An 11,547-nucleotide genomic window follows, 5' to 3' on the forward strand; every position below is an offset into this window, starting at 1 on the left:
GCGAGCCGGACCGGCCGGACCGCGTGAACACAGGGGCGAGTGATGATCGAGGCGCAGCGACTCACCAAGAGGTACGGCGAGAAGACGGCGGTGGACGGTTTGGACTTCACCGTCCGGCCCGGGGTGGTGACCGGATTCCTGGGGCCGAACGGCGCTGGGAAATCCACTACCATGCGGATGATCGTCGGACTCGACGCGCCGAGTGAGGGGACGGTCACGGTGAACGGCCGCCGCTACGCGGAACATCCCGCGCCACTGCAGGAGGTCGGCGCGCTCCTGGAGGCCCGGTCCATACATCCGGGCCGGTCGGCGTTCAATCATCTACTGGCACAGGCGCAGACGCACGGCATACCCCGTCGGCGCGTGGCCGAGGTGATCCAGCTGACCGGGCTGGATGCGGTCGCCGGGAAACGCGCGGGCGGCTTCTCGCTCGGGATGGGGCAGCGCCTGGGCATCGCCGCGGCGCTGCTGGGCGATCCGGAGACCGTCATGCTCGACGAGCCGGTCAACGGCCTGGATCCCGAGGGCGTGCTGTGGATCCGCAACCTGCTCACCACACTCGCCGGCGAGGGCCGCACGGTGTTCGTCTCCTCGCATCTGATGAGCGAAATGGCCTTGGTCGCAGAGCATCTCATCATCGTCGGCCGCGGCAGGCTGCTCGCCGACACCACCGTGGCCGATCTGGTCCGCGAAGCCGGTGGCGACACGGTCACCGTCGCGAGTTCGGATCCGGTGCGGCTGCGAGAGGTGCTGGCCGGGCCTCGGGTGCAGATCACCGGACGAACCGGCTCGGAGACCTTGCAGGTGACCGGATTGTCCACGCGCGCAATCGGATCCAAGGCCGCAGAACACGGCATCGCCCTGTACGAACTCACCGCGCGGACCGTCTCGCTGGAGCAGGCGTTCATGGACCTGACCAGAGATTCCGTCGAATACCACGGCAACACCGCTATCGAGACCCTCGGGAGGGCAGCATGACCACGACCGTCGCACAAGCTCCGGTGCCCACGTCGGAACAGTCCGCCCGGCCCGTCTACCGGGTGACCACAGCGCGGGTGATGCGTTCGGAGTGGACGAAACTGTGGTCGCTGCGCTCCACCTGGATCACGCTGGGACTGGCGCTGCTGTTCCTGGTGGGGTTCGGCGTGATCGCCGCGGTTCAGTACAAGTCCAAATTGAACAACGGGCAGATGCTCGACACGCAGTGGGCGGGCTACACCACGCTGAGCCTGTCGCTGTACGGCATCAACTTCGCGGAGCTGGCGCTGGGTGTGCTGGGCGTGCTCGTCGTCGCGGGCGAATATTCGACCGGCATGATCCGCTCCACGCTGACCGCGGTCCCGCGCCGATTGACCGTGCTGTGGTCCAAGGTGGCCGTCTACGGCGTGGTCGCGCTGGTCGTCGGCACGGCCGGGGCCTTCCTCACGTACCTGATCGACCACTACATCCTCGCCGGAACCCCGGCGGCGCAGTCGATCACGGACGCGGGCGTGCTGCGCAGTCTGTTCGGCGCGGGGCTGTATCTGGCCCTCGTCGGCATCATCGGAGCTGCCCTGGGTGTCCTGATGCGGTCGGTGGCGGGGAGTGTCGCGGTGCTGATCGGTGTGCTGCTGCTGATTCCGAGCCTGGTCTCGCTGCTGCCGCACAGCTGGCAGGACCACGTCAGCCCGTACCTGCCCAGCAACGCCGGGCAGGCGATGTTCGCCCTGCACCACGACACGAGCACGTTGTCGCCGACGGCGGGACTGCTGGTCTTCCTCGGCTGGACGGTCCTCGTACTCGCCGCTGCCGCATACCGTCTGGCGCGCAGCGACGCGTGAGGGAATGCCGGCGAATCGCGGCATCGGGCGAGGTCCCGGTGCCGCGTTCGCGGTCGTCGGACACGATGGACGGGTGACAGCGATGCGTACCGACACCACAGCGGGGATCGCGGCCTGGCCGCTCCCGGGATTCGCCGCGCCGATGATCGAGCGGCTCGCGCGATTCCGTCGGCGTCTGCTGCGGGTGGATCGGGCGCATCCGTGGATCCTCGACGCGGTCGTGACGGCACTGGTTTTTCTGGCCTTCGGCGGACCGGATCTGTTGCAGCCCGCGCATTCCGGCGGCCCGCGCGACCCGCAGGTCGTGCTCACCCAACTGCCCGCACCGGTCAGCCTCCTGTTTCAGGCGGGGCTGATACTGCCGCTGCTGTGGCGAAGGCGTGCGCCGACGGTCGCGTTCGGCGTGATCGCCGCGGTATTCGTGGTGCAGTGGCTACTGGGCGCGGGCCTGCGCGCCGACGCCGCGCTGCTGATCGCGCTGTACAGCGTCGCCCTGCGGGGCCGCCCGGACCGGCTGCTGTGGGCGTGTGTGGCCGCCGCCGCGGTCATGGTGCCGGTCGCGTTCCGCGTCGCCGGCGGAGCGTTGCGGTGGGAGGTGTTGTTCTTCCTGCTCTGTGCCGTGACCGCGGCCGTCGCGCTGGGACTGGTGGTGCGTGCGCGCCGGGCCCAGCTCGCCGCCCTGCGCGAGCGCGCCGCCCAATTGGAAATCGAGCGCGACCAGCGCAGCAGACTCGCCGCCGCGACCGAACGCACCCGGGTGGCACGGGAGATGCACGACATCATCGGCCACAACCTGTCGGTGATCATCACCGTGGCCGACGGTGGGGCCTATGCCGCCGAAACGGATCCGGCGCGCGGCAGGGAGGCGTTACTGCTCATCGGCGACGCCGGACGTCAGGCGCTGGGCGAACTGCGGCGCATGCTCGGCGTGCTGCGTGAACGCGGTACCGAACACACCGAGGCCCCCGAACTCGAACCGCAACCGGGCATCGCCGATCTCGAGGCGCTGTTCGACCGGGTACGGGCGGCCGGAACCGAGGTCGTCTATCACAGCGGCGGTGCGTTGGACGGCCTCGATCGCGGTGTGCAGCTGATGGCGTACCGCATCGTGCAGGAGGCGCTGACCAACACGCTCAAGCACGTCGGCCCCGGTAGCCAGGTCGATGTCACGGTCAGCGCGGACGAGGCGCGGCTGCGGATCCGCGTGCGCGACACCGGACGACGCGACGGCACGGTCGGTTCCGGATCTCCCGGCGAGGGGCACGGGCTGGCCGGGATGCGGGAACGCGCCGCGCTGTACGGCGGGACCGTCACCGCGGGCCCCACCTCCGGTGGCGGCTGGCTCGTGGAGGCTATTCTCGACCTCACCGACCACAGCTCGCTCCCGAATTCCGCAGGCGGACAACCGTGACCACCGTCTTGATCGTCGACGACCAGCCGCTACAGCGGTACGGCCTGCGCATGCTGCTGGACGCCGCGCCCGAGACCGAGGTGGTGGGCGAGGCCGCACACGGGGCCGAGGCCGTCCGCTCCGCGGCGGAACTCCGCCCCGACGTGGTGCTCATGGACATCCGGATGCCCGGCATGGACGGCATCGAGGCGACTCGCCGCATCGTGGCCGCCGGAGGACGTTCGCGGATCCTCGTGATGACCACTTTCGACCTCGACGAATACGCCTACGCCGCACTGCGTGCCGGGGCGAGCGGATTCCTGCTCAAAGATGCCCACCCCGAGGAACTCCTGGCCGGAATCCGCGCGGTGGCCGGGGGTGACGCGGTCATCGCCCCCACTCTCACCCGACGTCTCCTGGACACCTACGCCCAGCACCTGCCCGCTGGCCCGGCGGGCCCGCCCGGCGGCAACGACCCCCGCTGGCTGTCCCTGACCGATCGGGAGCGCGAAATCCTCGTCGCCATCGGCCGCGGCTGGACCAACGGCGAAATCGCCGAACGCCTCGTACTCTCCGAATCCACCGTCAAAACCCACGTGGGCCGAGTCCTGTCCAAACTCGGCGCCCGCGACCGGATCCAAGCCGTCATCATCGCCTACGACCTCGGGCTGACCCAGCCCAACTCGCCGCCCTGAACACCCCCGCCGTGTCTTCCGGAAAAGGCTTGGCGCGCTGTGGGAGTCGTCGACGAGCCGCGCGTGCGAGCGGCTGTGGCGACGCCGGGCAGCATTCCCGGGGATTTCCCGATCACTCGGTGCGGGAAGGCATTTCAGGAGAACATCGGTGGTTCTGCAATTCCGTACCGACTGTGGTGGATCACAGTGCCGAGGCGCTCATATCCGGAAACCGGACAGGCCGATTCGGCACCGGCGACACCCTGCCGACCATACGCTACCTGCGGGTAGGGGCGATGCCCTGACAATCTCGATTAGGAGAGTGGTCCGATGCGACGTGGCATCACCGGGCCTGTGTCCAGACTTCTGGTCGTGGCGGGAACCGTGGTCGCGGCCGCGTTGCCGGTTGCTCCCGGTGCGGCGAATCCGGTGGGTTCGGATCGCGTCGAGACGGCGGTGCGTATCGAATCCCCGGTCGCCTCGGTGCACGAATCGGTTGTGCGCGTGCGTATTCCGTTGCCCGAGTCGATCGGCCCGCATCCCGCGGCGTGTGACTGGTTGTCGTATCTGCGATATCGCGATGCGAAGGGGCCGTCCTCGTCCGCCGACGCGGATCGTGTTCTCATCGCCCAGCCCGGAATTCTGGAGGGAGCCGGGGCATTCGACAGCGTCGCCCGCAATACCGTTGCCGTGGCGGCCCGCAGCGGTCGGCACATCGAGTTCTGGGCGTTGGATCGGCGGTCCAACTGTCTCGACGATCACACCGGCGTACGCGCGGGACTGGCCGCGCGCAGTTACGACGTCGCGGTCGACTACTACTATCACCGTCGCCCCGTGGACGGGCACACCTTCGCGGGCTTCCTGGGTAACGACCGGGTGGGGTGGCTGGCGAATGTCGGTATCGCGCAGACGATCACCGACGAGTACGACCTGCTGGTCCACGAACTGCCCGATCCCGCACTGCGCCAGCGAAAAGTGTTGTGTGGCGGCCATTCCCTCGGCGGGGTGGTGACGGCGTTCTTCGCCGACGCGGACTTCGGCGGTAATCCCGGCTACCGGCAGTGCGCGGGTTACTTCGCCCTGGACACCACGATCTCCCCGTCGCTGTCGGCGCTGTCCGGGATGCCGTCGCTGTCGGCGATCCTGCCCAGCGGCGGGCTCGACTACGAGGCGACCCAGGCCGCGCTGCGCTCGGGCGTTGCGCCGCGCACGCTCAACCTGCCGGTGCTCATCGGACCCGAAACCATGACTCTGCTGGGCATCGTCGGCCTGGCCGCCGATGTGGATCCGGGCGGGCTGAGCCATCTGGCCGCGGCACTTCCGCTCACTCCGAATTTGGACACCACGCTGCGATTCCTGTTCTCCCGGGACGCGGCCGCATTCGCCACGGGATCACCCTCGGTCCGGCAGTTCCGGCTCACGAACGCCGCGGTGCTGGGCGCGCTCATGGGCAATGCCTCCCAGCCGCTGGCGTTCCTGCAGACCAGTCCCGGATTCTTCGACGGAGGACCGGTGCGCGACAAGGACTTTCCGCTGCCGCAGGACCTCGCGCACAATCCGGTGCCGGCCCCGCTCACCGGCGCGGCTCTCGGCCCGGACACCCTGGGGATCCCGGATCAACCGGACGGGCCGCTGTACACCTGGCGCAACTATGATCGGATCGGCGCGCCCGGTGCGACGATCTACCGGGATCGAGCCGGAAAGCCTTACGCCACACCGGCAACCGAGGTGACCGATATCGGCGAGCTGGCGCGCAGCCTGGCCGAGCAGCCGTTGCCGTTCACCGAGGACTATTTCCCGACGAAGCTGGCGACCGATCTGTTCCAGGCCGACGACCCGCAGATTTCCCGTCTGCTGGCACACCCCGACGGAATCACGGCGCATCCGACGATCAACCTCCTCGGCGGATCGGGTCTGGTGGTCCCCAACGGCGTGCCACGTTGGGGCCGGGTGGTCATCGCGCCGGGCTATCACCATCTGGATGTTCTCACCGCCGCCGCCGATCAGAACAACCACCAGCCCGAACCCATCTCCACCGCCCTCGCCGACTTCGCCACCGAGTTGCGGTAGGGCCGGCGGTCCGAGCCTGCCGAGCGGGAGGGCTTGCGGTGCACGGATATCCGTCGACCGGTGTTCCGTGCGCCCCATGCTCGACCCGGCCGGTTATGCCGACGGCCGCTGGGCGCAAGCGCGACGCCCGCTGGGTGGGACTCCGGGACGCCCGCGACCGGTATGCACCGCTACTCTCCAGATCACGTCGCGACAGCCGGGAACGGCGCAGGAGATTCGATGACCCACGATCCGAAAGTCCGTCCCATGGTGTCCGATTCGCCGGACGGCACCGTACTGACCTCGATGCCCGGGCACACGCCGGTCGACCGCGCGACCGCGGCGGCGCGGCGGGTGGTCGACGCACTACTGCGCACCGACCGCGCGAACGCGAATCTCGATCGGGTCGCGGAGGAGCTCGACAACATCGCGGACCATCTCGAACAGCACGCCCCGGCGGTTGCCGAACGCCTGGTCGACATGTGGCACGGCGAGGGCGTCACGCGTCACGACCCCGTCACCGGTCCGGAGAACGCCCTGGCCCCACCGCTCGTTCTCTCCGGACGCGCGGACGGATCGGTCGAAGGCGTTGTCTCCCTGACGATCCCGTATCAGGGACCGCCCGGCCACGTGCACGGGGGAGTGTCCGCTCAGTTGCTCGATCACACGCTCGGCGTCGCCAACGCGTGGTCCGGACGCACGGGCGCGACAGCGCAGCTGAATGTCCGATATCACCGTCCCACACCGTTGTTCGTGCCGCTCATCGTGAGCGGCCGGATGGTTTCGCAGGACGGCCGCAAGGTCTGCTCCGCCGGTGAAATCCGCACGGCCGAGGGCGACCTGTGCGTGTCCGTAGATGCGTTGTTCATCGATAAGCCAGCCCTGAGACGGCGCTGAAGTCGCGGGGCGGCAGGCAATTTCGAGATCGAACACGAAGGTCGTTCGATAGCCGGGCCGGACGGCCGCACGGCAATCGTCCCCGGACCGGGATCGGATGCGAAATCAGGTGTGCGGCATCGGCGCGATCCTGCTGCGGCGCAACGGGGTCGGTGACTGAGGGCCGGTGAATCCGGTGCGGACATCTCCACCGGATTCACCCTCGATACGCGATCAGTGCCCGATGTAGACGGACTTGAGGTTGAAATAGGCCTCGATGCCCTTGCGGCCGCGCTCGCCGCCCCAGCCCGACTGCTTGTGCCCGGAGATCGGCATCGACGGGTCGGAGGCGAGGGCGGAGTTCACCCAGATCTGGCCTGCGCGAAGCTCGTTCACCACGCGGTGGGCGCGGCCGAGGTTCTCGGTCCAGATGGATCCCGCCAGCCCGTAGTGCGTATCGTTGGCGGCGGCGATCACCTCGTCCTCGTCGTCGAAGGGGATGACCGAACCGACCGGCCCGAAGATCTCCTCCTGAATCAGGCGCATATCGGGCGTGGTGCCGGTGATGATCGTCGCCTCGTAGAAGTAGCCGCGGCGATCCAGCACCTTGCCGCCGGTGACCACCTCCGCGCCTCCCGCGACTCCGTCGCTCACGATGCCGGACACGCGTTGGCGCTGCTTCTCGCTGATCAGCGGTCCCAGAACGGAATTGGGGTCGTCGCTGCCGCCCATCGGCAGCATCTTGGCGAACGCGGCCAAACCCTCCACGACCCGGTCGTAGATGCCGCGCTGGACGTAGATGCGCGAGGTGCACGAGCAGTTCTGCCCCGAACCGGCCAGCAGGCCCATGCCCGCACCCATGATCGCCTTGTCCAGATTGGCGTCGTCGAACATGATCAGCGGTGACTTGCCGCCGAGTTCGAGCGTGAGGCGCTTGAGGTTTCCGGCGGCCGCGTGCACGATCAGCCGCCCGACCTCGGTCGATCCGGTGAACGAGATCTTGTCGACGTCCGGATGCGCGGTGAGCGCCGCACCCGTGGTCTCCCCGTAGCCGGTCACGACGTTCAGCACCCCGTCGGGCAGACCCGCCTCGCGGAAGATCTCCTCCAGTTTCAGCGCGGTCAGCGGCGTCTCCTCGGCGGGCTTGAGGACGGCGCTGCATCCGGCCGCGAGGGCGGGGGCGACCTTGAGCATCGCGACGAAGAACGGCCCGTTCCAGGGGATGATGAGGCCGACGACGCCGACCGGCTCGTACTGGGTGAAGGTGTGGTAGGTCTCGTATTCGCCGAGCAGACCGTCGGACACGAGATTGGCCGACTCGCCGTGGATCTTGCCGACCCACCCGGCGTAGTACACCAGCATCTCGAGCGACACCTTGATGATGTGGCTCGCGGCCGTGGCGTTCATGCCGTTGTCGCGGGCCTCGAGCGCGGCGAGTTCGTCGATGCGGTCCCGGATGATGTTCGCCGCGCGGAACAGCACGTTCGCGCGGTGCGCGGCGGGCAGTTTGCGCCACACGCCCGATTCGAACGTCTCGCGTGCCCGAGCCACCGCCTCATCGACGGCCTTCTGGTCGGAATCGGGGACCTCCGCGATCAACTCCTCGGTGGACGGGTCGTAGACCGGAATGATTCCCGAGCTCGGGCTTTCGACCGCAGGTTCGACATCGATGGCGTTACTCACTGTCCCTTGTCCTTTCGCCGAGCCGCTCCGACATGTGCAAGCGCCTCTCCGTGTATGCGAATGCGACGAGAATATCACTCTCGTCAACGGATAATCACAATTACGTCAGGCAAGAGCGATGATCTACCCCGGCTTGGGGCGATGAGTTTTCCCGCGCTGCGGTGTCTACCTCCTCGAGGCCGTGACGGTCTCGAGGAGACAGGCGAGGAGAGCCCCGATGGTGATGGATTCCGAACCCACGAGACCGCGGCGATTGGCAGAGCATCCGACCGTCAGGCGGATGGCAGAACGGGACAGAACGAGGCCCGATCCCGTGCTGGCCGCCTCGCGGCTGCGCGAGATCTGCCTCGAGGCGGGCGCGGACGATGTGGGCTTCGTCCCGGTGGACGATCCGCGAGTGGCCGCCGAATTGCCGCATGCGCGCGGAATTCTTCCCGCTGCAAGGACTTTCGTCTCGTTCTGCGTGCGGATGAACCGTGACAATCTGCGCAGTCCGATGCGCAGCCTGGCCAACACCGAGTTCAATCACGCCGACGACGAGACCAACGAGGTGTCCCGCCGGATCACCCGGGCGCTACAGGATGCCGGGTACCGCGCAGTGTATCCCGCGCCGGGGTACCCGATGGAGGTCGATCAGTTCCCGGGACGCATCTGGGTCATCGCGCACAAGGTGGTGGCCGAGGCCGCCGGGCTGGGCGTCATGGGTATACACCGCAACGTGATTCACCCGAGGTTCGGCAACTTCATCCTGCTCGGCACCGTGGTCACCGATGCGGTGGTCGACGAGCGGAGCGCCGCGCTGGAATTCAATCCCTGCCTCGAGTGCAAGCTGTGCGTGTCCGCGTGTCCGGTCGGCGCGATCGCCGAGGACGGCGGCTTCGATTTCCAGGCGTGCTACACCCATAATTATCGCGAGTTCATGGGCGGCTTCACCGATTGGGCGGAGACCATCGCGGACAGTGCGGACCGCGAGGAGTACCGCGAGCGGGTGGCCACGGGCGAATCGTTCTCGATGTGGCAGAGCCTGTCGTTCAAACCCAATTACAAGGCCGGTTACTGCATGGCGGTGTGCCCCGCGGGAGAGGACGTCATCGGAGCCTTCCTGGAAAATCGGCGAGAACATCTCGACGAGGTCGTGCGCCCGTTGCAGAACAAGGCCGAACCGGTCTACGTGCTGTCCGGGTCGGCCGCCGAAGAGCATGTCACGCGCCGGTTTCCGCACAAGGTCGCGAAGCCGGTCACCAACGGCTTCCCGGACGAGGTCAACGTCCTGCTCGATCAGATCGGCCCCCGTCCGCGCCCGCGCGACCCGTCGGCGTGATCGCTCCGCATCAGCGGGCGCATCGAGTCCCGCGCCACCACAGCCGAACTGGCGCGGGAGCGCGGCGAGCTCAGTCCAGCTCGGATGCGCCGAAGAGCAGTCCGATGGTGACCGCGCCCGGGTCCGGGACGCCGATCGCGTGGTCGCCGACATAGCTGGCCCGGCCTCGGCGGGCGCGGATGTCCCTGGTGCCGCGGGCACCGTCGACGGCGGCGGTCGCGGCGGCCTGGAATGCCTCGTCCACTCCGGTGTCGGAGGGGAGAGATCGGAGTGCGTCGACGGCGGGGGAGAGGGCATCGACAAGGGTCTTGTCGCCGACCTGGGCCTCGCCGACCCGCTGGATGGCGGCCAGACCTTCGGCCGCGCCCTCGGCCAGGGCGGCGGGGGTCAGAGTGTCGCCCACGGCCCTGCTCAGAGCCTGGAACAGCAGGCCGAACAGCGGGCCGCTGGTACCACCCACCCGGTCAAGGAATACGGTCGCGGTCGTGGCCAGAACCTCACTCGCGGAGGCGGTTTCGGGCAGGACGGCGAGTTCGGTGCGGACCAGCGCGACCGCGCCGGCGATGTTGTCGCCGAAATCGCCGTCGCCCGCGGCCCGGTCGTAGGCGGTCAGCTGGGGTTCGGCGGCGGTGACCCGGTCGGCGAAGCCGAGGATCCAGTGGCGGGCGGTGGTTTCGGTCATCGTGCGTCCTCGCCGGTTCGGTCGGTGGCGGTCCAGGCGGCGGTGTGGGCCGGTGCGTCCCACAGCCGGGTCAGTTCGTCGTCGGTGCGGGTCAGCGACAAGGAGAAGCCGCGCATATCCAGTGCGGTCACCAGGGAACCGATCAGCTGACGCTCCAGCACGATGCCGTGTTGGTCGAGAATCGTTGCGAGACGGGCGAATACGCCGTACAGCTCCAGTGAGGTCGTCGCGCCGAGGCCGTTCACCAGTGCGATGACGCGAGAGCCCGAGGCCAGTCCCAGCGCCGAGACCACCGCGTCGGCCATATCGGTGACCAGTTCGTCGATCTCGGCGTCCGTGCGCACCCGTCCGGAACGTTCGCCGTGAATGCCGACGCCGTATTCGACTGCGTCGCTGGGCAGTTCGAATGCCGCACGGCCGGTGCCGGGCACGGTCTGCGCGGCGGAAGCCACCGCGATGCTGCGACTCGCGTCGACGACCCGCTTGCCCAGCCCGGCCAGATCGCTCAGGGAGCGCCCCTCGTCGGCGGCAGCGCCGAGCAGCTTCTCCACGATCACCGTCGCGCCGGTGCCGCGACGGCCCACGGCGATTTCCTCCGAGTCGGTCGCCACGTCATCGTCCACGAGGACGCGTTCGCAGGCGATGCCGTCGTGCTGGAGGCGCTCGGCGGCGATGCCGAAGTTGATCCGGTCCCCGGTGTAGTTCTTCACGATGTGCAGCACGCCATCGGATTTCGCGACCGCGCGCGATGCCTCGTAGACCTGCCGATTGTGCGGTGAGGCGAAAATCCTTCCGGGACAGGCGGCATCGAGCATGCCTCGGCCGACGAACCCGGCGTGCATCGGCTCGTGTCCCGATCCGCCGCCGGAGACCAGCCCGACCACGCGGCCGGGCGCGGGGTCCACGGCGCTCAGATAGCCCGGATCCGCGGTGTACGAGACCGATCCGGCGTGCGCGCGGGCGAACCCGGCGAGCGCACGGTCGACCAGATCGTCTGGAGAATGGGCGAAGTAGCTCATCGAGCGGCTCCTGCGGGAGGGGAAGGGTTCATC

10 protein-coding genes are annotated in these 11,547 nt (G+C 68.4%); 7 read left to right on the top strand and 3 right to left on the bottom strand.

Annotated elements, in window-relative coordinates:
* Positions 1–42: 42 nt before the first annotated feature.
* The 6 genes from NM2_RS15685 (at position 43) to NM2_RS15710 (ending at position 6,830) form a co-directional block, all read left to right on the top strand.
* Positions 43–978, top strand: coding sequence for an ABC transporter ATP-binding protein (locus NM2_RS15685; RefSeq protein WP_067669181.1), 936 nt, complete (start codon positions 43–45; stop codon positions 976–978).
* Positions 975–1,820 (top strand): ABC-2 transporter permease family protein, encoded by an 846-nt coding sequence (locus NM2_RS15690; protein ID WP_067669182.1) that lies wholly within the window; start codon positions 975–977, stop codon positions 1,818–1,820. Before NM2_RS15685 ends, NM2_RS15690 begins: the two co-directional genes overlap by 4 nt.
* Before the next feature lie 82 nt (positions 1,821–1,902).
* A complete protein-coding gene (locus NM2_RS15695; protein ID WP_067669364.1) occupies positions 1,903–3,231 on the top strand; it encodes a sensor histidine kinase in 1,329 nt (442 codons plus the stop codon).
* Positions 3,228–3,905, top strand: a complete 678-nt coding sequence (locus NM2_RS15700; protein WP_067669183.1) for a response regulator — start codon at positions 3,228–3,230, stop codon at positions 3,903–3,905. The genes NM2_RS15695 and NM2_RS15700 overlap by 4 nt, the downstream gene beginning before the upstream one ends.
* A 333-nt stretch (positions 3,906–4,238) precedes the next feature.
* Positions 4,239–5,954 carry a hypothetical protein gene (locus NM2_RS15705; RefSeq protein WP_245718048.1) on the top strand — a complete coding sequence of 572 codons (1,716 nt, stop codon included), beginning with the start codon at positions 4,239–4,241 and terminating at the stop codon, positions 5,952–5,954.
* A gap of 219 nt (positions 5,955–6,173) precedes the next feature.
* Positions 6,174–6,830: a PaaI family thioesterase gene (locus NM2_RS15710; RefSeq protein ID WP_067669186.1), complete on the top strand. Its 657-nt coding sequence runs from the start codon at positions 6,174–6,176 to the stop codon at positions 6,828–6,830.
* A 213-nt stretch (positions 6,831–7,043) separates the two neighbouring features.
* Here NM2_RS15710 and NM2_RS15715 read toward each other — a convergent pair whose 3' ends face one another.
* Positions 7,044–8,492 carry an aldehyde dehydrogenase family protein gene (locus NM2_RS15715; RefSeq protein ID WP_067669188.1) on the bottom strand — a complete coding sequence of 483 codons (1,449 nt, stop codon included), beginning with the start codon at positions 8,490–8,492 and terminating at the stop codon, positions 7,044–7,046.
* Between the two features lie 280 nt (positions 8,493–8,772).
* Here NM2_RS15715 and NM2_RS15720 point away from each other — a divergent pair, with 280 nt between their 5' ends.
* Complete coding sequence (locus NM2_RS15720) at positions 8,773–9,813, top strand: (4Fe-4S)-binding protein (protein ID WP_245718049.1); 1,041 nt, start codon at positions 8,773–8,775, stop codon at positions 9,811–9,813.
* A 70-nt stretch (positions 9,814–9,883) separates the two neighbouring features.
* Here NM2_RS15720 and dhaL read toward each other — a convergent pair whose 3' ends face one another.
* Together dhaL and NM2_RS51620 are read right to left on the bottom strand one after the other, a co-directional pair.
* On the bottom strand, positions 9,884–10,495 hold the full coding sequence (gene dhaL / locus NM2_RS51615) for a dihydroxyacetone kinase subunit DhaL (RefSeq protein ID WP_067669191.1): 612 nt from the start codon (positions 10,493–10,495) through the stop codon (positions 9,884–9,886).
* The gene (locus tag NM2_RS51620) at positions 10,492–11,514 is read right to left on the bottom strand and encodes a dihydroxyacetone kinase subunit DhaK (RefSeq protein WP_067669193.1); all 1,023 of its coding nucleotides are present in this window, start codon (positions 11,512–11,514) and stop codon (positions 10,492–10,494) included. Before NM2_RS51620 ends, dhaL begins: the two co-directional genes overlap by 4 nt.
* Positions 11,515–11,547 lie beyond the last annotated feature (33 nt).

It is taken from the genome of Nocardia miyunensis NBRC 108239 (genome assembly GCF_001613065.1).
GTDB lineage: Bacteria > Actinomycetota > Actinomycetes > Mycobacteriales > Mycobacteriaceae > Nocardia > Nocardia miyunensis.